The organism is Nitratireductor sp. PBL-C9 (assembly GCF_050877045.1).
GTDB classification, from domain to species: Bacteria; Pseudomonadota; Alphaproteobacteria; order Rhizobiales; family Rhizobiaceae; genus Nitratireductor; species Nitratireductor aquimarinus.
The window spans coordinates 693,696-715,432 of record NZ_JBPAXW010000001.1 but is presented as its reverse complement, the minus strand read 5'-3'; the positions used below and the strand labels follow the sequence as shown (position 1 = coordinate 715,432).

Sequence of the window (21,737 nt, the reverse complement as noted above, 5' to 3'; positions counted from 1 at the left end):
TCGCGCCATCACCCCGTTTGAAATCCGGGGTGATGGCATGTCCGTTGTCAGTCCGCCGCGCTCGCCAGCGCGTCACGGCTGGCGGTGAGGAAGATTTCCGCATTTTTCGACAATGACGGGCCGAGATAACCGCCCTCCTGGATCAGCGCAGTCGGCAGGCCGAGCCCGACGATCTCGCGCGCCATGGTCGCGAACCCTTCGCCTGTAAGTTTCACCTCCGACAGTGGATCGTCTTCCGCCATGTCGAGGCCGAGCGAAACCACCAGCGCTTCCGTGCCGAAATCCCTGAGCGCCGCGAGCCCTTCGCGGAAGCGCGTCAGGATCGTCTCGGTGTCGGAGCCGGGTTTCAGGCAAAGATTGAGCGTCGCCCCCTCGCCTTCGCCCTCGCCACGCTCATCCTCATAACCCAGATAATAGGTCGGGTAGAGATCCGGGTCCGTGTGCAGCGAACAGACGAAAACGTCACCGCGATCATAGAAGATGTCGAGCGTGCCATTGCCGGTGTGGGTATCGATGTCGAGCACCGCCACCTTGCCGAAACGCGAGCGCAGGCTCTGCGCGGCAATGGCCGCATTGTTGAACAGGCAAAAGCCGTTCGAGGCGTTGGAAAGCGCGTGGTGGCCCGGCGGGCGGCACAGGCCATAGACCATGCGCGCGCCTTCCTTCACCCGTTCGGCGGTTTCAAGCGCTGTCTGCGCCGACCAGTAGACCGCGTTCCACGTGCCTTCCGTCAATGGCACCGACGTGTCGGTCGCCCACCAGCCGAGCTGACCGAAAACGGAGGATGACGGACGCCCCCGGCGCGGGCCGGGATGACAGTTCGGGATCGGCTCCTGATCCGGCGCTTCGGCGCGCCAGCGCTCATAGGCGTCCTTCCAGAAATCCACGTAATCGGGATCGTGCACGGCCTTGATCGGATCCTCGCCGAAATCGCGCGGGGTCTCGATTGGGAAGGCGTTGCGCCTGAGCATGTCGCGGATGAGGATGGCGCGTTCGGCCTGCTCGGGATGCGGCATGTAGGCCCCGCGCCGGAAATAGCGGGCGGGCGTATGTAACAGCTGACGTTCGTCGAAAATGGCTTTCATTGTCATCCTTCAATATCCGTTGGCTCTGTCGACCACCGTTTCCGGTATCCGTCCTGCCACCACGTCCCTCGCTGCGCGGGCGAGTTGTTCCGCCATGCGCCGGGGTGAGCAGTCGCTTGCCTGATGGGGCGTGACGAGAATGCGCTCATCCGCCCAGAAGGGATGCTCCGCCGGCAGCGGCTCGATGTCGAAAACGTCGAGCGAGGCGGAGGAAAGGCGTCCGCTGTCGAGCGCCTTCAGAAGATCGGCCTCGATCAGATGTTCCCCGCGCCCAAGCTGGATCAGCGCCGCGCCCACGGGCATGCGATTGAAGAAATCGAGATCGAGAAGGCCGCGCGTCTGCGCGGTCAAAGGCAGCACGTTGATGAGGATGGCGGCCTGCTCGGCAACCCGCTCGGCAGCCCCCTCCCCGCTTTCGAAACGCACACCCGGCATGGCGTCGCGCGGTGCGTTGCGCACGGCCGCGACTACCGGAAAACCCATCGCTGTCACCGCGCGCGCGATGGCGCGGCCCATCAGGCCGAAACCCAGAATGCCGACGGGCGTTTCGCGTGGCGGCTTCATCCTTGCCGAAATCAGCCGCGCCCATTCATGCTTCGCTTCATGTACAATGTGATGGCGCATGTTGCGGTGATGCCAGACCACGTGCCATGCCGCGAAACCGGCCATGACATCGCCCTGATCCTCGTCGCGCACACGCGTCACCAGCGCATCGGCTGGCAGGCTCGGGCAGCTGATGATGCTGTCGACACCGGCGGCGATGGAACTTGCCAGCCGCAGATTTGGATAGGGCAGGAAGGCGTCGTCCGCAGGACGCCAGCACAGCGCGAACCGGATCGTTTCGGGATCGTCGATCTCATGGGGATGGCGCAGCCGGATCGTGTCTGCATGGGGCGCCAGCGCCTCGGCGAAAATCTCCCGAAGATCGTATGCGGCACTGAGAAAGACGCCCTCGATCACGTCCTGCTCAGCCATTGCCGGCCTCTCCCTCGATCGGTTCAACCCCGCACCAGTCGGCGATGAAGAGTGCGATCGCGCCCGTCACGCGCTTGATGGAGGACAGGCTGACGCGCTCGTCGAAACCGTGAATGTTCTCCGTGATCGGGCCATAGACGAGGCACGGCATGCCGGCATAGATCACGAAGACCCGCGCATCGAGATAGCCTGGCGTGACGAAGCTTTTCAGTTCGCTCGACGTGGCCTTGCGGTGGGCTTCGGCCAGCGCCTGCTCGGCCTCGGTTCCTTCTTCCAGAACGTAACCGCGCGCGAAGAACCCGTTCCAGATCACCTCCGGCGGGCGGTTGCCCAGAAACGGATCATCGGCCAGCTCACGCGCCAGATGCGCCTCGATCTGCGCTGCCCGGTCCTTCGGGTCGTCGCCGGGATAGATGGCAATGCGGCAGGAAATCCTGCACCATGCGGCAACGGTGGACGCCCAGTCGCCGCCCTCGATCTTTCCGACATTGAAGTTGATCGGGTGATCGAGTTCCTCGAAATAGGGATAGTTCACCTTTTCGGCGTTCCATTCCTCGGTCAGGCGTTTCAGGCTCTCGATGACGCGGTAGCTCGCTTCGATGGCGTTCGCGCCCGTGCCGGCCTCGCGCACATGCACCGGATGGCCCGACACATTCACCTCGAACCACAGAACGCCGGTGTTGGCCCGCACCAGCATTTCGTCTTCCGGCTCGGGAATGATGGCGGCGTCCGCCGTATAGCCTTCCACCAGACAGGCGAGCGCGCCATTGCCGGTGCACTCCTCCTCAACGACGCTCTGCACATGCACTTTCGCCGCCGGCTGCAGGCCGATGCGACGCAGTGCGTCGAGCGCGAAAATATTCGCCGCGATGCCGGCCTTCATGTCGCCGCCGCCGCGCCCATAGAGCCAGTCGCCCACGCGCTTCGGCTCATAGGGCGGCGAAACCTCCCACATGTCGTGCGGACCTTCCGGCACAACGTCCATATGGCCGTTGAGGATCAGCGAACGGCCCTTCTCGACGCGCGGCGCATGCGTGGCGATCACATTGACCGCATCGGAGTAATCGACGGCCACGGGCGAGAAACCGGGATGATCCCTGATCTTGTCTTCATCGATGTGAAAGGTCTCAACCGCGTAGCCGCGCGCTTCGAGCGCCTTGTGCACGAATTCCTGAGCGGGCTTTTCCTTGCCGCGCAGCGAGGGGAAACGGATCAGGTCTTCCGTAAAGCCGATCTGCTCTTCAAAACCTTCCTCGACTGCGGCGAGGATCTTCTGTGCCAGTTGTTCGTCCACGTTGGTGGTTCCTGCAGATTAGTATTGAGGATGGTGGGAGATGGTGCGCGCTGCTTCTCCCACCGTTACAGGTCGTGCATCAGCAGAACCTCGGCCTATGCACGTCATCCCGCCCTCGCCCTTCGACAGGCTCAGGATGAGGGCTGGTGGCGGTGATAGCTGGCTGAGCGCTGGTGTTGGTGTTGGTGTTGGTGTTGGTGAGAACCGGCTCAGGGCTGGTGTTGGAAACGCAAGCGTTGTGCAATCCCCTGTCATAGGCACCAGCCTATCCATGCCCCTTCCCTCATCCTGAGCTTGTCGAAGGGCGAGGGAATGGGCACGCGCCGCGCTGAAGTGAGCTTCTATCGTCACCGGGCCTACCCCGCTGCCGCCAGCTCCTTCTCGCGGCCGGGAATGGCCTCGATCAGGGTCCGGGTGTAGTCGCTCTGCGGATTGTTGAAGATGGCGTGCGCCGGTCCCATCTCCACCACCTTGCCCTTCTGCATCACCGCGATGCGGTCGCAGATCTGTGCGGCGACCCGCAGATCGTGGGTGATGAAGATAAGAGCCAGGTTCAGCCGCTCCTTCAGATCGGCCAGAAGATCGAGCACCTGCGCCTGGATCGACACGTCGAGCGCGGAAACCGCTTCGTCGGCGATGATGACGCGCGGCTCCAGTGCCAGCGCGCGGGCGATGCCGATGCGCTGGCGCTGGCCGCCTGAAAACTCGTGCGGATAGCGGTCGATGGCAAGCGCATCGAGATCCACCAGTTCCAGAAGCTTGACCGCGCGGGCATAGGCTTCCTGTTTGGAAACCCCGTGCGCCATCGGCCCCTCGGCGATGATGCGCCCCACCTTGGAACGCGGGTTCAGCGAGGCGTAGGGATCCTGGAAAATCATCTGGATCGACTTGCGCGCCTCGCGCAGCGCATCGCCGGAAAGCTGCGCCATATCATGACCGGCAAGCTTCACCGTGCCGGAATCCGGCTGCATCAGTCGCACCAGACAGCGCCCGACACTGGACTTGCCAGAACCGGATTCACCCACGATGCCGAGCGTTTCACCTTCGCAGAGCGTGAGGTTCACATCGTTGACCGCATGCACGACGCGCGGCTTGGAGAAGAACAGGCCGCCACCGGTCACATAGGTCTTGTTGAGCCCCTCCACCTCAAGGATCGGCGTCTTGCCCACCGGCGCTTCGGTCTCTTCGGCCGCAAGTTTCGGGATCGCAGCGATCAGCTTCTGCGTATATTCGTGCTGCGGATTGTCCAGCACCGCGTCAGCGGTTCCCGCCTCGACGATCTTGCCATACTGCATCACGGCCACGCGGTCGGCGATTTCGGCCACCACGCCAAAATCATGGGTGATGAACATCACCGCCATGCCGTGCTTTTCCTGCAGATTGCGGATCAGCTCAAGGATCTGCGCCTGCGTCGTCACGTCGAGGGCAGTGGTCGGCTCGTCGGCGATCAGGATGCGCGGTTCGAGCGCAAGCGCCATGGCGATCATGACGCGCTGGCGCTGGCCGCCCGAAAGCTGGAACGGATAGGCGCGCGCGGCCTTCTGCGGATCGGGAATGCCCACTTCCGTCAGAAGTTCGATGGCGCGGGCAGCGCGTTCCTTCGGCGTAAGCAGACCATGCGCCTCGAACACTTCCGCGATCTGATCTTCCACCCGCATCAGCGGGTTGAGGGCCGACATGGGCTCCTGAAAGATCATGGCGATCTTCTTGCCGCGCAAATCCATCATCTCGGCTTCGGAGAGTTTCAGAACATCCGTGCCGTCGAAGATGATCTCGCCGCCGACCGGCCGCACCAGATCGGGCAGCAGGCCCATCGCGGCATTGGCCGACATGGATTTGCCGGAACCCGATTCACCGACAATGCAGAGGATTTCGCCGGGAAACAGATCATAGGTCACATCATCGACGGCGAAGTCGCGGTCGGCGCCTTCCGGCAGCGCGATCTTGAGGTTCTTGATGCTGAGCACTGGGTCTTTCATCGCGCCCTCCTATTTGCCACGCCGCGCAAGGCGGGGATTGAGCGCGTCATTCAGGCCCTCACCGATCAGGTTGAGCGCCAGAACGGTGAGCAGGATGGCAACGCCGGGGAAGAAGGAGAGCCACCAGGCCTGGCGGATGACCGTGCGCGCAGCGCCGATCATGTAGCCCCAGGACATCAGGTTCGGATCACCGAGCCCGAGGAAGGACAGCGAGGATTCCAGCAGGATCGCGGTTGCCACCATCAGCGATGCAAGCACGATGATGGGCGAGATCGTGTTGGGCAGAACCTGCCGCAGAATGATCGTCAGGCTCGTCTGGCCGGAAAGGATCGCCGCTTCCACATATTCGCGTGAGCGCAGCGACAGCACCTCGCCGCGCACAAGACGGGCGACCGGCGGCCAGCTCACAATGGCGATGGCGGCGATGATCGACTGGATCGACGGTTCGAAAATGGCGACCAGAACGATGGCCAGAGCGAAGCTCGGCACGGTCTGGAAGAACTCGGTGAAGCGCATCAGCGCATCATCCGCCCAGCCGCCGAAATAGCCGGCGAGCGCCCCGATCGGAATGCCGATCAGAAGGGCAGCCACTGTCGAGACGAGGCCGACCAGAAGCGAAACCTGTGCACCATAGGCAAGGCCCGAAATGACATTGCGGCCGAGCGCATCGGTGCCCAGCGGATACTGGTCCATGGCGAAGGGCGGCAGGAAGGGCCGCTGCACCATGCGCCAGGGCGACTGCGGGAACAGGAGCGGCGCAAGGATCGCCACGAGAACGACGATGGCGAGGATCGCAAGGCCGATCACGGCGCCGCGATTGCGTGAGAAACGTTTCCAGAAATCAGCCATCATGCCACCCGGATTCTTGGGTCAACGAACCGATAGAGAATGTCGGTGATGAGGTTGAACACGAGCACCATGGCGGCGGACACGAAGAACACGCCAAGAAGCAGATTGTAGTCGCGCTGGGCGAGCGCCTCGAACATCAGGCGTCCGATGCCCGGCCACGCGAAAACGGTTTCGGTCAGAACCGCGCCGCCGACGAGCTGGCCGGCCTGGAGGCCCGCAAGCGTCACCACCGGCAGCATGGCGTTGCGGAAGATGTGGCGGCGCTGGATGATGCCGGATTTCAGGCCCTTGGCGCGCGCCGTCTTCACAAAGTCGAGCTGGCTGACCTCCAGCATGGAGGCGCGCGTCATGCGCATATAGACCGCCATGAAGAACAGGCCGAGCGTGGTGGCAGGCAGGATCAGGTGCTGGCCGATGTCGAGCGCACGGCGGAAGCCGGTGTAGTTCGCGCCGACCGTTTCGTAGCCGAAGCCCGGAAGCCAGTTGAAATAGACGGAGAACAGAAGCACCGCCATCAGCGCGGCCCAGTAGAGCGGGGTCGCGTAGAAGAGCAGCGCCAGTGTGGAGATGGCCGTGTCCGACCATTTGCCGACACGCGCCGAGGCGAGAACGCCGGCTGCGGTGCCGAGCACCAGCGAGATGACGAAGGCCGTCATCGTCAGAAGCAGTGTGGCGGGCAGACGGTCGAGGATCAGGTCTGCGACAGGCATCTGCTGCCGGTAGGAATAGCCGAGATCGAACTGCAGCACGCCCTTCAGGTAAATCCCGAGCTGGGTAAGCAGTGGTTTGTCGAGGCCGAACTGTTCACGCAGCTGGGCGATGAACTTGGCGTCGGCAGCACCCGCTTCGCCCGCCATGACGGCGGCCGGATCGCCGGGGGCGGCGTGGATCAGGAAGAAATTGAGCGTCAGGATGGCGATCAGGATGATCGCCGCCTTGCCCAGGCGCATGAGTATGAAGCGTAGCATCGAGCCCCTGCAGGATCAGAATCAAGGCAGGGATGCGCGGACGGTCTGGCCCGCGCATCCGGATCAGGGTGACGGCCTATTTTTCGATATAGGTGTCCTTGAAGCCGTCATTCACGCCAATGGCGGTGGTGACGAGATCCTTCACATTACAGCGATAGATGGTCGGGAAACCGAGCTCGAGGAGCCAGGCCACCGGCACATCGTCCACCAGTTTCTGCTGAACCTCGTCGTAGAGCTTCTGGCGCTCTTCGGCTGTCACGGCCACCGCAGCCTTGGCGAAGAGATCGTCGACCTCCGTGTTTTCGTAGCCCTCGACATTGTTCCACTGCGAACCCTTCGCGATGTTCGTGGAAATGTAGCTGCGGGCGACGCCAAGTGCCGGATCACCGTACTGGTAGAGATAGGTGAAGGCCATGTCATAGTCCCACTCGGCCAGCTTCTGGTTCCAGCCGGCCACATCGGTGGAGACGATCTCGACATCGATGCCGACCTCGCCGAGGTTCTGCTTCACGGCTTCGGCCCAGCGCTGCCAGGTCTCGCCATAAGGCAGCGGCAGGAGACGCACGGTCTCGCCGTCATAACCCATCTCTTCGAGCAGGGCCTTGGCCTTCTCCGGATCGTAGTCGTACTGGTTCACGTCATCGGTGTAGAAGCGCGTGGACGAGGAGACCGGACCGGTCGAAACCTTGCCGAGACCGTTCCAAAGCGCATCACGCGCGAAATTGCGGTCCATGGCGTACATGACGGCCTGGCGGAAGCGCTTGTCGGCGGTCGGGCCTTCGCGGTTGTTCAGCCACATCCACGACAGCGGACCGAAATACTCCCAGCCCTTGTCGGTGATGCAGGTGTTCTCCATGTCGGCGATGCGCTGCACGTCGAAATTCTCGACCGAGCCGCCGGGCAGGATGTCGACCACACCGGTTTCGTAGGCAACGGCGCGCGAGGCTGCATCCGGGATCACATGCCAGTAGATCTCGTCGAGATACGGCTTGCCGTCCTCGTAATAGTCCTCGAACTTGGTGAGCAGGATGTGCGAACCCTTCTCCCATTCCGCGAACTTGAACGGACCGGTGCCGATCGGCGTGTTGTTGGCCGGGTTGCTCTTGTACTCCGTGCCTTCATAGATGTGCTTGGGAACCATCGGCATGGTGCCGGCCTCGAAAATGCCGAGGAAGGGACCGAAAGGCTGCTTCAGCTTGAAGACGACAGTGGTGTCGTCGGGCGCGGTGATGGATTCCACATGCTCCAGCGAGGTGCGCAGGCGCGCATGGGTTTCGCGCAGGAACACATCGGCGGAGAACACGACGTCAGCAGAGGTGAAAGGTTCACCGTCATGCCATTTGACGTTGTCATGCAGGTTGAACGTGTAGGTCAGGCCGTCCTCGGAAACTTCCCAGGACTTGGCGAGCTGCGGCATGGGCTGCAGCTTTTCGTCATAGCGCAGAAGGCCTTCATAGATCTGGCCGGCGACCATCTGGGTCGGGCCGTTCTGCACGAGGCCCAGCATCAGGCTCGGCGGTTCGGGCTGGATCACCACATTGGCGCGCCCACCCGTAACGGGCTCGGCGTGCAGCGCGGTTGTAACCATGAAGGCGGCGGCGAGTAGGGTCAGTCGTTTCAGCATGGCTATTGTTCCCCTTCTTGCTGACTGGCGCCGGGCGTTCTCCTTTGCCCGCACCGGAAAATGGATTGGCCTCAGGTAACGAGGTCGGGATAGTGCTTGATGGCAAGGCGCTGGAACGCCTCCCATTGCGGGTCCGGCTTGTTGCCGGCGTGGTGCTTGTCCCACCCTTCGTATTGACGGGCGGTCTTTTCGGCGAGTTCCTCATTCACCCGCACCGGCTTGCCGCCGGAAGACATGATCGCAAGCTGGGCGCGGCAGGCGCGCTCCATGTTGAACATCAGCGCAAACGCCTCGCCCACCGTGCGGCCGCAGGTGAGCAAACCGTGATTGCGCAGGATCATCGCATTGCGGTCACCGAGATCGGCAACGAGCCGTTCGCGCTCGTCCAGATCCAGCGCAATGCCCTCATAGTCGTGGAAGGCGATGCGGTTGTGGAACTGCAGCGACCACTGGTTCAGCGGCAGGATGCCCTCTTCCATGGAGGAGATCGCAACGCCCGCGACCGTGTGCGTGTGCAGAACGCAGTGCACGTCGGGGCGCGCGGCGTGAACGGCGCTGTGAATGGTGAAGCCGGCCTTGTTGATGCCCGCGCCATAGCTGTCGCGCAGAATGTCGCCATTGATGTCGACGGTAACGAGATTGGAAGCCGTCACCTCGTCAAAGCGCAGGCCAAACGGATTGATCAGAAAGGCGTGCTCGCCTTCATTTTCCGGCGCGCGCGCCGAAATGTGCGTGAAAATGCTGTCGTCAAGATTGTAGTGCGCGACCAGCCGATAGGCGGCGGCCAGCTCGATTCGCTCTTGCGGCTGTTGAATGTCGGTATCGGCGACAAGCTGCGGCTGTGCGCTCATCCAGTTCTCCCTGCTTTCTGTGCGCCTGCGGGCTTTGGCCCTGCCGGCGCCTTGTCTTGCCAACGGGCTCCCCTCAGAGCCGCGCAAGAAGCGTCTAGGCAAACACAGGCAGGGGTAAGTGTCAATTGTCGACAATCGTCATTGATGGTGCCATACTCCCAGCCGCGGCTACCCGCCCTGGTGGCAATTGGCAGGGTGGCCTAACCAGATGCACGGACGGTATGCGTGAGCTTGTTCTCGGAAGTTTCAACGACAGATCTGGTGACACAGATCGCCCGGCAGATCACTGCGGCGATTGTCGCCGGCCAGTTGAAGCCGGGCGAACGCCTGACCGAATTGCAGTTATCGCGGGAGTTTGGCACCAGCCGCGCGCCGGTGCGTGAAGCCGCCCGGCTACTGGAAAGCCAGGGGCTCGTCACCTTCTCTCCAAGGCGCGGCTTCTTCGTCCGCACCTTCAACGCCACCGAGATGCGCGACATCTATGAGTTGAGAATCGGTCTGGAGCTTCATGCCGGCTGTCTCGCCGTGGAACGCGCCACCGAAGCCGATATCGCCGGTCTGGAAGCGCAGCTCAGCCTGCTCTACCAGAACCAGAAGGGGAGCCAGGCCTCACTCGAAACGCAGATGTTCGAGGATTTCACCTTTCACCGCATGCTCTGCAAGGCCGGCGGCAATGCGCGCCTTTTGAAAGTCTATGACGAACTGGCGATGGAAATGCGCGCCGGCATCACGCTGATCGGCAAGCTCTATGACGATCCGCAGCGCATGGCTGAAACGCATGAGCCAATCATGGAAGCGCTCAAGAAGCGCGACGGAGAAGAGCTGCGCGAGGCCCTTCGATATCACATCGCGGTCGCCCGCGACGAAGTCGTCGCCTTGTTCCATGAGATAGAAAAGGGCGCCTGAAAGCGCCCTCTCCTTTCATGGAATGCGATCAGTTGCGGGCCTTGGCCGTCTCGCCGATCATTCCGTTCAGCTTCTGGGCCAGCGCCTCATCCGTCTGTGCGGACTGGATGATCTGGTTGTACTCATCGACCGAGATGCCGTCGGTCTTCTCCACGGCCTGCTCCATCTGCTGTGTGGCTTCCGCCTGAACCTGCTGCTTGTCATTGTCGGAAGACGCGCCCTGGAAACGCTTGGTGTATTGCTCCTTCACGTCGCTGACGGCGAGAAACGCGACCGTGAAGGCCTGCAGCTTCTGATCGTCGAACGACTGCGTCTGCGCCTGCGGAGCCGGCGAAGGTGACGGAACCGCATCCTGCGCCATGGCCGGTGAGAACACGGCCGCACTGGCGGTAAAGGCGATTGCGGTGGCGGCAGTGCGCAGCCTGGTGCGAAGAATCATACTGGAACTCCTTCCTTTCGGGTGTCCCTCCACGAGGGACCATGCATGGCCCGACCCCGGGTTCATCCCGGCTGCCACCCTCATGAAGAATGTGGCGAGAAGAAAGAAGACGCCGCACCCGGCCAATCAATTCGGATTGCCGGGAAAAACAAAAAATGAGTCTTCTGATGCAACCAAAGAAAAGCCCCGCCGAAGCGGGGCAAATCTTTTTGTTTGGAATGGCGTTCTAGTGGCCCGCCGGAGCGGGCTGTATTTGCTGGTCTGGATGATCATCTTCTTCCTGAACCAGCTGCGCCTTCGAAATGTAGGTGTAGAACATCGGAACCACGAACAGCGTGAACATGGTGCCGATGATCAGGCCGGTGAAGATGACCAGACCCATCGAGTAACGCGCCGCGGCACCCGCACCATCCGCGAGGATGAGCGGCACGACGCCCAGCGCCATGGCGGCGGTGGTCATCAGGATCGGGCGCAGACGCACCTTGGCCGAGGCGATGATCGCCTCATGGCGCGACATGCCGTGCTCTTCACGCTGCTGGTTGGCGAACTCCACCATCAGAATGCCGTGCTTGGTGATGAGGCCGATCAGCGTGATGAGGCCCACCTGCGTGTAGATGTTCAACGTCGAAAGGCCGAGGTTGAGCGGCAGGAGCGCGCCGAAGATCGACAGCGGCACGGTCATCAGGATGATGAGCGGATCGCGGAAGCTCTCAAACTGCGCCGCAAGCACCAGATAGATCACCACGATGGCGAGCGAGAAGGCGATCACGATCGTGTTGCCCTGCTCCACCTCCAGGCGCGACTGGCCGGAATATTCGATGAAGAAGCCGTCCGGAATGGTGCTCCGGGCAATGTCTTCGATCACGGCCAGTCCGTCACCCGTCGAAACGCCCGGCACCGGAAGCGCCGAAATCGTCGCGGAGTTGAGCTGGTTGAACTGCTCGATGGCCGCAGCCGCCACATCGGTCGACACGGTGATCACCGCCGAGAGCGGAACCATTTCGCCCGTTGCGCTGCGCACGAAGAAGTCGCCTAGACGCTCGGGATTGTTCCGGTATTCCTGCGGCACCTGCATGATGATGTCGTAGCTGTTGGAATCGCGGTCGAACTGCGCGACCGATCCGCTGCCGACAAGCAGGCTGAGCGTGCTGCCGATGTCGCTCACCGGAAGGTTGAGCGCGGCCGCGCGATCACGGTCCACCGTCACGACAACCTGCTGCGCATCGTAGGCGAGCGAGTTCTGCACGACGATGAAGCGGCCCGAAGCCTCGGCTTCCGCCTTGATCTTCTCGGCAACTTCGTAGACGCGGGACGAGTCGTCGGTCGACTGGATGACGAGCGAGATAGGCAGGCCACCACCCGCGCCGGGAAGCGAAGGCGGCGCGAAGACCAGAGCCTGAACGCCGGCGATGCCGGAAAGCCGCTGCTGGATATCCTGCTGGATTTCCTTCTGCGACCGTTCACGGTCGGCCCAGTCCTTGAACGCCCAGAGCGCGATGCCCGAATTGGTCTGTCCGCCAATGCCGACAATCGAGAAGTTGGCCTTGAGTTCGGGCAGATCCTTGGTCAGCTCACGCATCTGGTCGGTGTAGAGCGTGGTGTAATCGCTCGTCGCGTAAGGAGGCGCGGTGACCAGCGAGAACAGAGCGCCTTCATCTTCTTCCGGCGCAAGTTCGCTGGACGTGTTCATGAACATGAACCCGCTGAGCCCGACGAGAACCAGCACCACCAGAACGGTGATCGGGCGATAGTTGAGCGACCCCTTGACGATCCTCTCATAGAAGTTCGCCAGCCGGTCAAACGTGCTGTCGACGATCTTCTGGAAGCGGCTGTGGTTGCCGCGCTTCAAAATGCGCGCCGACATCATCGGCGTGATCGTCAGCGCGACGATCCCCGAGATCACCACCGCGCCCGCCAGCGTCATGGCGAATTCGCGGAACAGCGAGCCGGTCAGACCGCCGATGAAGGTGAGCGGTGCGAACACGGCTGCCAGCGTGATGGTCATGGCGATGACCGGGCCGGTGATCTCCTTCATGCCGACAAAGGCAGCGCGGCGGGGCGAAAGCCCCTCCTCGATGTGACGGTGGATGTTCTCCACCACGACGATGGCGTCATCCACCACCAGACCGATGGCCAGAACCATGGCCAGCAGCGACAGAAGGTTGATCGAGTAACCGAGCGCGAACAGCACGAAACACACGCCGATCAGCGAAAGCGGGATCGTGATGATCGGCATGAGAACGGAGCGGAACGAGCCGAGGAACAGAAGAACGATGACGATAACGATCAGCACCGCTTCCATGATCGTCTTGAACACTTCCTCGATGGACGCGCTGATGGAATCGGTCGCATCATAGAGAACTTCAATGGTCATGCCCTCGGGCAGGCTGTCCTGAATGGACGGCAGTTCGGTGAGCACCGCTGCCGACACGTCGAGCGGGTTTGCGCTCGGCGACGGGAAGACGCCGATAAAGGTGCCCGGCTGCCCGTTGAAGTTCACGCGCGTGTCGGTGCTTTCGGCTGCCAGCTCCACATCCGCAACATCACGCAGGCGAACCACCTCGTCACCGACGGCCTTGAGCGGCATCGCGCCAAAGGCTTCCGGCGTCTGAAGCGTGGATTCCATCTGGATGGCGTAGGAGACGTAGTCATTCTCCGTCTTGCCGGGAGCGGCAAGGAAGTTCGACGCGCGAATGCCGGCCAGCACTTCAGCCGCCGTCAGCTTGCGCGCCGCAAGGCGCACGGGATCGATCCACACGCGCATCGAGTATTCCGCCGCACCCATGACCTGAACCTCGGCGACGCCGGGGATCGTGGACATGCGCGGACGGATGACGCGTTCAATATATTCGGTGAGCTGCTCGCTCGTCATGTTCGGGTTCTGCATCGCCAGATACATGGTGGCGAACTGCATGCCCGTTCCCTTGACGATGGTCGGGTCCTTGGCGTCCGGCGGCAGATCGCTGCGCACCTCCTGCACCTTGGACATGACCTCGGTCAGCGCGACGTCCGGATCCGATCCGAGGCGCATCTTCACGCTGATCGTGCTGGCGGACGGACGGCTCTGAGAGGTGACATAGTCAACATTCTCGGTCGTCGCGACCGCACGCGCGATCGGGGCCGTGATGAAGCCCTGAATCAGATCGGCGCTCGCGCCGGGATAAATCGTGGTGACGGTGATAACCGTCTCCTCAACCTCCGGGTACTGACGCACCTGGAGATTGAACAGGCCCTGGAAGCCAAGCAGCAGGATCATGAGGCCGAGAACGGTCGAAAGGACCGGTCGGCGTATGAAGATGTCAGAAAAACTCATTTGTCCGCTGCCTCTTCAGCCTTGCTGTCTTCGGCGTTGGTGTCTTCGGTCGCGGCGTTCTGAGCGCCAGGGGTGCCAGGGGCGCCAGGGTTGATCTGGTTGTCGATCTTCACCGGCGTTCCGTTGGAGAGACGGTTCTGGCCTGCGGTCACGATGATGTCGCCCGGCTCGACGCCGGAGCTGATCTCGATACGGTCGCCGGAGCGACGGCCAACCTTGACGAAGACCTGGCGGGTCTCCAGTTTCTCTTCGTCGCCTTCCCCGGCGTCCTTCGGCTTGCGAACCGCGTACACGTAATCGCCGTAGAGGCTGGTGACGACGGCCGTCTGCGGCAGCGAAATGACGCCGTCTTCTTCCGGCAGGATCACGCCAACCTGAACGAACTGGCCGGGGGTGAGCTTGCCAGCGGTGTTGTCGATGCGGGCGCGCACCGAAACGAGGCGGCTCGACGGGTCAACCTTGGGATCGATACCGGTGATCGTGCCTTCAAACACGTCATTGCCGGAGTTCAGCCACAGGCGAACCGGCTGACCGATCTTCAGAAGGCCAAGGCGCTGCTCGGGAACGGTGAAGTCGGCGCGCATGGTCTCGGTGTCCTGCAGCGTGGCGACAATCGTGCCCGGCGAAAGATACTGACCGCGATCAACGCGCGGGATGCCGATCGTGCCGCTGAAAGGCGCGCGAAGCTGGCGCTGCTGCACCACGGCTTCTGCCTTCTCCACCTGTGCGGCGGATGCCTGGGCGGCGGCTTCGGCATTGTCCAGCGAAGCGCCGGAGCTGACACCACGGCTGCGCAGTTCGCGGGCGCGGTCGAGCGCCTGCTTGTCGAGGGCGGCCTGTGTGCGCGAGGCGCTTAAGTCGGCCTGCTGCACATTGTCCTCGAGCTGCAGAAGGATCTGGTCCTTCTCCACCTGCTGGTTTGCCTCGAAGAGAATGTCGGTGACGATGCCCGTGGTCTCTACGGTCAGGTCTACACCCTGATTGGCATTAACCGTGCCAATGGCTTCAATGCTGGGCGTCCATCTGGCCTCTTCCGCTTCGACGGTGGAAACCGTCACGGTGGGAACGGGCATGTTCGCGAAGAACTGCTCGATCGCCTGATCTCGGAACATGTTGAAGCCGACTATTCCGCCTGCGAGAACCGCAAGCAGGACAATGGCAATAAGAAGACGCTTGATCATGTCGTCGGCCCCCGAAGGCGTATCTGAAAAATAATGGTTCGCTTACATAAGAATGGCGGAGATAGCGACGTTGCTGTTCACCCACAAGTGGGGATGGTCACGATCCTGGCTTGCAAACTGCGGCGCATTTACTGTACCGTCTGGACGGTATTGTCAAGACACAGGATAATTGTTGTGGCCAGAACAGGCTCAGGGGCGCGGGAAAAGATCCTGGCGGCGGCGGCGGAAATTGTCCGTGAGGCCGGCGCCGGGAACATGTCGCTCGACGCGGTCGCAGCGCGGGCAGGCGTTTCCAAGGGCGGCCTGCTCTATCATTTTTCCAGCAAGGCGAAGCTGTTCGAAGCCATGGTGGAAGAGTTCGTTTCCGAAGAATATGAGCGCTTTCAGGAGCGCCAGAAGCATCACGAAGGCGGCGCCAATGGCGGCGTCCATGCCTATCTCGATCTCTTTGTCGATGACCGCAAGAAGTGCCAGCCGCCGCCCTCCGGCCTGCTGGCCGCCCTTGCCGAGAACCCGGATTTTCTAAAACCGGTGCAGGCCTATGAGCGTGAGATTCTGGACCAGATGCGCGCCACGGCAAGCGACCCCGCGCTGGCCGTCATCACCCTTCTCGTCGTGCATGGCGTGCGGGCGATGGAGCTGCTTTCCATCAACGTGGTGAACAATCAGGAAATTTCCGAAACGGTCGCCGCCCTGCGCGGCATGCTCGACGGCCAGACGCCACAGCCAGCCTGAGTCGTTTTCAGTTTCGTCAGGCGCTTTGCCGCGCTCCCACCGCCGCGCGCGTGCCATGGCTGCGGTCTGCAAAACGCGGGATCGGCTCCTGCAGATGTTGCAAGGCGCTGACCGGCTCGCCAGCAATGCGCCGGACGAGCAACCGCCCCAGCAATTCGCCCGCCTCTGCAATGTCCTCATAGACGGCATCCACGCGCGGACGCACCTCGTCATAGAGCTGCGAGGTCTGCTTGACGACGAGGTCGAAGTCCTCGCCCACCTTCAGCCCCCGGTCGCTCAGCGCCGCCATGATGGAGAGCGCCGAGACCTCGCCCGCGCACACCACACCGTCAGGCGGAGCGGGCTGTTCAAGCCGCCAACCCAGCCACGCGTAGAGATCGGCCGCACTGCTGTCGAGATTGATCTCGGCGGGCAGCTCCCATTCGACGCCGTTTTCGGCAGCGGCGGCAAGAAAGCCGTCGCGCAGATATCGGTGAAAGGTGAAGCGCTGCGGCGGCAGGATCAGCGCGAGGCGTCGCCTGCCCTTCGCGACAAGACGCTCCACCGCCATGCGGGCAAAGCCCGCATTGTCGTAATCGACGAAGGCGTGCTCGATCCCAAGATCGGTGCGCCCATGGGAGACGAACGGAAAATCGTTTTCGACCAGCAGCTTTACGCGCGGGTCATCCGGTTCGGTACGCGAGAAGACGACGCCATCCGCCGTGCGGTTGCGCAGGATGTATTCGATCGGATCGAGCGTGGGCGCTTCGGCGAAATGCGGCGTGATGACCAGGTGATACTGCGTATCGCGCAGGGCGCGTGTGAGACCGCTGATCATGGAAGTGGAGAAGCCAAGCAGCTCGTCATGCGGGTCGAGCACGAAGCTGATGACATTGGTGCGGCCCGTGCGCAGATGGCGTGCCGCGCGGTCTGGCTGATAGCCGATCTCGCGCGCCACGCGCTGAACACGCTGGCGCGTCTCAAGCGCAATCTGCGGCGCGTCGAGCAGCGCCCGCGAAACCGTGGTGACGGCAAGCCCGGTAATCTCTGCGATGGTGCGCAGCGTCGGTCGGTCGGATCGGCGCGCCATGTCAGGCTCCGCCGGCAGACGTCATCCAGCCCCCGGACGCGTCTGAATTTCTGATTTTGTTCATTTCAATCGATATAAATCGGATCATTTGCGCTCGAGGCGCGACCTGCCTGTTGTGATTTCGTTTTGAGTTTCAACGTTCTACCTCCTTCCGCCAATCAGACAAGAAACTGATTGACCTTCCCCGGATTTATAACGTTATAAATATATAGATCGCAGAGGAGCAAGCGATCCCATTGGGAGGAGTATCATGATCATTCGCAAATTCGCCGCGCTTGCGGCGGGAGCAGCCGTTCTTTCCCTCACCGCTGGCAGTGCCATGGCCGAAGACAATGTCGAGGTTCTGCACTGGTGGACTTCGGGTGGCGAGGCAGCCGCGTTGAACGTGCTCAAGGAAGATCTGGAATCCAAGGGCGTGACCTGGCAGGACATGCCGGTGGCCGGCGGCGGCGGTGAAGCCGCGATGACCGCCCTGCGCGCCCGCGTGACCGCCGGCAACGCACCGACTGCCGTGCAGATGCTCGGTTTCGACATTCTCGACTGGGCCGAACAGGGCGTGGTCGGCAATCTCAACGACGTCGCCGAAGAAGAGGGTTGGGCCGAAGTGGTTCCCGCCGCCCTTCAGAATTTCTCCAAATATGATGGCAACTGGATTGCCTCGCCGGTCAACGTCCATTCCACCAACTGGGTGTGGATCAACAAGGCCGCGCTCGATGCTGCCGGCGGCAAGGCCCCGGAAACCTGGGAAGAGCTCGTCGCCGTGCTCGACAAGATGAAGGAGAACGGCATCACCCCGCTCGCCCATGGCGGTCAGCCCTGGCAGGACGCCACGGTGTTCGAGGCGGTGGTGCTTTCTCTGGGCAACGACTTCTACAAGTCTGCCCTCAACGATCTTGATCCCGAGGCGCTTGGCTCCGACAAGATGAAGGAAGCCTTCGACCGCATGGCCACGCTGCGCACCTATGTGGACGACAATTTCTCCGGTCGCGACTGGAACCTGGCCTCCGCCATGGTGATCGAGGGCACCGGCGGCATGCAGATGATGGGCGACTGGGCCAAGGGCGAATTCCTCAAGGCTGGCAAGAAGCCGGGCGAGGACTTCGTCTGCATCCGCTTCCCGGGCACGCAGGGTTCCGTGACCTTCAACTCCGACCAGTTCGTCATGTTCCAGGTGGGTGAAGACAAGCAGAAGGCCCAGAAGATGATGGCGTCTTCCGTCATGAACCCGGAATTCCAGTCCGCCTTCAATGTGGTGAAGGGCTCGGTTCCCGCACGCACCGACGTGCCCAACGAGGCCTTTGACGATTGCGGCAAGAAGGGCATGGCCGATCTTGCGGAAGCCAATGCCAGCGGTTCGCTGTTCGGCTCCATGGCCCATGGTCACGGCGCGCCGGCTGCGGTGAAGAACGCGGTGAACGATGTGGTCACGCAGCACTTCAACGGTGACCTCACGTCGGAAGAAGCAGTCGAAGAGCTTCAGAACGCCGTCGCTGCCGCACAGTAAAACAGGCCAGTGCAAACGCATCGTCAGGCGGGGTCTTCGCTCCGCCTGGCTGATCCGGCTGCCGCGCCGCACCGTTCAACGGGAAGCCCCGCATGAACCGCAATCGCCTGCAGGAGATCATTCCGCGCCTGGTGCTCAGCCCGAGCATGGCGCTGATCCTGATCTTCGTCTACGCCTTCATTCTCTACACCTTCTACCTGTCGATGACCGACTCGCGCATGCTGCCGTCCTACGGCTTTGTCGGTTTCGAAAACTACGAGAAATTATGGAACTTACGCCACTGGTGGCGGGCGCTCACCAATCTGGCGATCTTCGGCACTCTTTATATAGTGATCTGCTCGGTGCTCGGTCTGTTCCTGGCGATCCTGCTCGACCAGAAGATCCGCGGCGAAGGCTTCCTGCGTCCCATCTATCTCTATCCGATGGCGCTGTCCTTCATCGTCACCGGCACGGCCTGGAAATGGTTTCTCGATCCGGGCATCGGTCTTGAGAACACCATGCATCAATGGGGCTGGGCGAGTTTCGAGTTCGCCTGGATCAAGGACCGGACACTGGCCATCTACACGGTGGTGATCGCCGCTGTCTGGCAATCCTCCGGTTTTGTCATGGCCATGTTCCTTGCGGGCCTGCGCGGCGTCGACAGCGAGATCATCAAGGCCGCTCAGATGGACGGCGCGTCGAACGTCACCATCTATCGCCGCATCATCATCCCCATGATGCGCCCCGTCTTTCTTTCCGCCTTCGTGGTGCTCGCGCATCTGGCGATCAAGTCCTACGATCTGGTCGTGGCGCTCACAGGCGGCGGCCCCGGTCAGGCGACCGAACTGCCGGCAACCTTCATGTATTCCTACACCTTCACCCGCAACCAGATGGGCATTGGCGCGTCGTCAGCCATCATCATGCTGGTGATGATCTTCTCGATCATCATTCCCTATCTCTATTCCGAGCTGAAACCGGGGAGGCAGAGATGAGCACCGGGAAAACCGTTGGCGTCAGCGGCAACAGGCTTGCCCGCGCCCTGCTCTACACCGTGCTGATCGTCTTCGCGGTCTATTATCTCCTGCCGCTCTACGTGATGCTGGTCAATTCGGTGAAGCCGCTGGACGAGATCCGTCAGGGCAACATGCTTGCGCTGCCGGACGTCTTTACGCTCGAGCCATGGGCCAAAGCCTGGTCGAGCGCGCAGATAGGCGTGCAGCCGACCGGGCTGAAACCCTATTTCTTCAACTCCATCCTGATGGTGGTGCCGGCGGTGGCCATCTCCACTGTTCTGGGCGCGCTCAACGGTTATGTGCTCACCAAATGGCGTTTCCGGGGTGACGACATCGTCTTCGGGCTCATCCTTCTGTCCTGCTTCATCCCCTTCCAGATCGCGCTCATTCCCGCAGCGCGCATTCTGGGCATGCTGGGCATTGCCGGCACGACGCAGGGGCTGGTTCTCATCCACGTGGTCTACGGGCTGGGCTTCACCACGCTCTTCTTCCGCAACTACTACGCCGCCTTCCCCACCGAGCTGGTACGCGCGGCGCAGATCGACGGCGCTGGCTTCTTCCAGATCTTCCGGCGCATTCTCCTGCCGTCCTCCGCGCCGATCATCGTCGTCACGGTGATCTGGCAGTTCACGAACATCTGGAACGACTTCCTGTTTGGCGTGTCGTTTGGCGATTTCGACTCCCAGCCGATGACGGTGGCGCTCAACAATCTGGTGTCCTCGTCGGGCGGCGTGAAGGAGTACAACGTCCATTTCGCCGGCGCGATCCTCGCCGCACTCCCCACGCTCGTCGTCTACATTGTCTCCGGACGCTATTTCGTGCGCGGCCTCATGGCCGGCGCCGTCAAAGGATAAGCCATGGCCTTTCTCAAGATCGACAATCTCAGGAAATCCTTCGGCAAGGTCGATGTGCTCAAGGGCATCGATCTGGAGATCGAGGAAGGCGGGTTTCTGGTTCTCGTCGGCCCGTCCGGCTGCGGCAAGTCCACCCTGCTCAACACCATTGCCGGGCTCGAACCCATCACCAGCGGTTCGATCAGCATCAATGGCAAGGTGGTCAACGACCTGCACCCCTCGCAGCGCGACATCGCCATGGTGTTCCAGTCCTACGCGCTCTACCCCAACATGACGGTGGCCGAAAACATCGGCTTTGGCATGGAAATCCGCGGCGTCCCCAAGGCGGAGCGCGATGCGGCCATCGCCAAAGTGGCCGAGACGCTGCAGATCGGCGCGCTGCTCAACCGCAAGCCGAGCCAGCTTTCAGGCGGCCAGCGCCAGCGTGTCGCCATGGGCCGCGCGCTGGTGCGCGATCCGATGGTGTTCCTGTTCGATGAGCCGCTTTCCAATCTCGACGCCAAGCTCCGGGTCGACATGCGCACCGAGATCAAGCGCCTGCATCAGCGCATGGGCACCACCATCGTCTATGTCACGCATGACCAGATCGAGGCGATGACGCTGGCCACCAAAATCGCCGTGCTCAAGGACGGCGTTCTGCAGCAATTCGGCACGCCGGCTGAAATCTACAACACGCCCAACAACCTCTTCGTCGCCGATTTCATGGGCTCGCCTTCCATGAACCTCATCCCCGCAAAGGTGAAGGCCAGCGGCGGAGATGTGGCCATCATGATGGAGCGCGACGAGGGCGAGCCACTTGCCCTGCCCTTCGCCGGCGCCAATGGCGCGCTTGCCGGGCGCGACGGTCAGAACGTGGTGTTCGGCATCCGGCCCGAAGCGCTGACCGATCCGGACAGCGCCGACCGCAATGCGCGCCATGTGAGCGAACTCGACTGCGACATCGAGGTGATCGAGCCGGCCGGCTCCGACACATTCGCCGTCACGCGGCTCGGTGGTCGTGAGATCGTCGCGCGGCTTCGCGCCGACGCACCCATTTCGGCCGGGCAGACAGCCCGCCTCGCCTTCAATCTCGACAAGGCGCTGCTGTTCGACCCGGAAACCGAAGCGCGGATCGTTTAA

18 protein-coding genes are annotated in these 21,737 nt (G+C 62.1%); 6 read left to right on the top strand and 12 right to left on the bottom strand.

From position 1 onward, the window contains the following. Nucleotides 1–47 precede the first annotated feature (47 nt). The 8 genes from ACRTG1_RS03330 to ACRTG1_RS03295 form a co-directional block, all read right to left on the bottom strand. Nucleotides 48–1,085, bottom strand: coding sequence for a histone deacetylase family protein (locus tag ACRTG1_RS03330; protein WP_206553066.1), 1,038 nt, complete (start codon nucleotides 1,083–1,085; stop codon nucleotides 48–50). A gap of 9 nt (nucleotides 1,086–1,094) precedes the next feature. Further along, nucleotides 1,095–2,060, bottom strand: a complete 966-nt coding sequence (locus ACRTG1_RS03325; protein ID WP_113157080.1) for an NAD(P)-dependent oxidoreductase — start codon at nucleotides 2,058–2,060, stop codon at nucleotides 1,095–1,097. Next, nucleotides 2,053–3,354, bottom strand: coding sequence for an ArgE/DapE family deacylase (locus ACRTG1_RS03320; protein ID WP_206546484.1), 1,302 nt, complete (start codon nucleotides 3,352–3,354; stop codon nucleotides 2,053–2,055). The genes ACRTG1_RS03325 and ACRTG1_RS03320 overlap by 8 nt, the downstream gene beginning before the upstream one ends. A gap of 356 nt (nucleotides 3,355–3,710) precedes the next feature. After that, nucleotides 3,711–5,333, bottom strand: coding sequence for an ABC transporter ATP-binding protein (locus tag ACRTG1_RS03315; protein ID WP_206553064.1), 1,623 nt, complete (start codon nucleotides 5,331–5,333; stop codon nucleotides 3,711–3,713). A gap of 9 nt (nucleotides 5,334–5,342) precedes the next feature. Then, nucleotides 5,343–6,182 (bottom strand): ABC transporter permease, encoded by an 840-nt coding sequence (locus tag ACRTG1_RS03310; RefSeq protein WP_113157164.1) that lies wholly within the window; start codon nucleotides 6,180–6,182, stop codon nucleotides 5,343–5,345. Then, nucleotides 6,182–7,150, bottom strand: coding sequence for an ABC transporter permease (locus ACRTG1_RS03305; RefSeq protein ID WP_113157083.1), 969 nt, complete (start codon nucleotides 7,148–7,150; stop codon nucleotides 6,182–6,184). The genes ACRTG1_RS03310 and ACRTG1_RS03305 overlap by 1 nt, the downstream gene beginning before the upstream one ends. Nucleotides 7,151–7,226: 76 nt before the next feature. Continuing rightward, nucleotides 7,227–8,774, bottom strand: a complete 1,548-nt coding sequence (locus tag ACRTG1_RS03300; RefSeq protein WP_113157084.1) for an ABC transporter substrate-binding protein — start codon at nucleotides 8,772–8,774, stop codon at nucleotides 7,227–7,229. A 71-nt stretch (nucleotides 8,775–8,845) separates the two neighbouring features. Continuing rightward, nucleotides 8,846–9,625, bottom strand: coding sequence for a class II aldolase/adducin family protein (locus ACRTG1_RS03295; RefSeq protein ID WP_113157085.1), 780 nt, complete (start codon nucleotides 9,623–9,625; stop codon nucleotides 8,846–8,848). A 225-nt stretch (nucleotides 9,626–9,850) separates the two neighbouring features. Between ACRTG1_RS03295 and ACRTG1_RS03290 the strand changes: the two genes are divergently transcribed. Further along, the gene (locus ACRTG1_RS03290) at nucleotides 9,851–10,531 is read left to right on the top strand and encodes a GntR family transcriptional regulator (protein ID WP_113157086.1); all 681 of its coding nucleotides are present in this window, start codon (nucleotides 9,851–9,853) and stop codon (nucleotides 10,529–10,531) included. A 28-nt stretch (nucleotides 10,532–10,559) separates the two neighbouring features. On the opposite strand, the gene ACRTG1_RS03285 is transcribed toward ACRTG1_RS03290, so the two are convergent. The 3 genes from ACRTG1_RS03285 to ACRTG1_RS03275 form a co-directional block, all read right to left on the bottom strand. Beyond that, on the bottom strand, nucleotides 10,560–10,970 hold the full coding sequence (locus ACRTG1_RS03285; RefSeq protein WP_113157087.1) for a DUF4168 domain-containing protein: 411 nt from the start codon (nucleotides 10,968–10,970) through the stop codon (nucleotides 10,560–10,562). Between the two features lie 226 nt (nucleotides 10,971–11,196). Further along, nucleotides 11,197–14,283 carry an efflux RND transporter permease subunit gene (locus ACRTG1_RS03280; RefSeq protein WP_113157088.1) on the bottom strand — a complete coding sequence of 1,029 codons (3,087 nt, stop codon included), beginning with the start codon at nucleotides 14,281–14,283 and terminating at the stop codon, nucleotides 11,197–11,199. Next, the gene (locus ACRTG1_RS03275) at nucleotides 14,280–15,464 is read right to left on the bottom strand and encodes an efflux RND transporter periplasmic adaptor subunit (protein WP_206548932.1); all 1,185 of its coding nucleotides are present in this window, start codon (nucleotides 15,462–15,464) and stop codon (nucleotides 14,280–14,282) included. The genes ACRTG1_RS03280 and ACRTG1_RS03275 overlap by 4 nt, the downstream gene beginning before the upstream one ends. Nucleotides 15,465–15,638: 174 nt before the next feature. On the opposite strand from ACRTG1_RS03275, the gene ACRTG1_RS03270 reads away from it, so the two are divergent. After that, entirely contained in the window at nucleotides 15,639–16,199 is a 561-nt protein-coding gene (locus ACRTG1_RS03270; RefSeq protein ID WP_113156400.1) for a TetR/AcrR family transcriptional regulator, read from the top strand. 16 nt (nucleotides 16,200–16,215) lie between these two features. On the opposite strand, the gene ACRTG1_RS03265 is transcribed toward ACRTG1_RS03270, so the two are convergent. Continuing rightward, complete coding sequence (locus ACRTG1_RS03265; protein WP_113156401.1) at nucleotides 16,216–17,268, bottom strand: LacI family transcriptional regulator; 1,053 nt, start codon at nucleotides 17,266–17,268, stop codon at nucleotides 16,216–16,218. Between the two features lie 256 nt (nucleotides 17,269–17,524). Here ACRTG1_RS03265 and ACRTG1_RS03260 point away from each other — a divergent pair, with 256 nt between their 5' ends. The 4 genes from ACRTG1_RS03260 to ACRTG1_RS03245 all read left to right on the top strand — a co-directional run bounded on the left by ACRTG1_RS03260 (nucleotide 17,525) and on the right by ACRTG1_RS03245 (nucleotide 21,737). After that, complete coding sequence (locus ACRTG1_RS03260) at nucleotides 17,525–18,772, top strand: ABC transporter substrate-binding protein (protein WP_371685998.1); 1,248 nt, start codon at nucleotides 17,525–17,527, stop codon at nucleotides 18,770–18,772. Nucleotides 18,773–18,864: 92 nt separating this feature from the next. Beyond that, the gene (locus ACRTG1_RS03255) at nucleotides 18,865–19,743 is read left to right on the top strand and encodes a carbohydrate ABC transporter permease (protein ID WP_113156403.1); all 879 of its coding nucleotides are present in this window, start codon (nucleotides 18,865–18,867) and stop codon (nucleotides 19,741–19,743) included. Beyond that, nucleotides 19,740–20,618, top strand: coding sequence for a carbohydrate ABC transporter permease (locus tag ACRTG1_RS03250; protein ID WP_206546486.1), 879 nt, complete (start codon nucleotides 19,740–19,742; stop codon nucleotides 20,616–20,618). Before ACRTG1_RS03255 ends, ACRTG1_RS03250 begins: the two co-directional genes overlap by 4 nt. 3 nt (nucleotides 20,619–20,621) lie before the next feature. After that, entirely contained in the window at nucleotides 20,622–21,737 is a 1,116-nt protein-coding gene (locus ACRTG1_RS03245; RefSeq protein ID WP_206546487.1) for an ABC transporter ATP-binding protein, read from the top strand.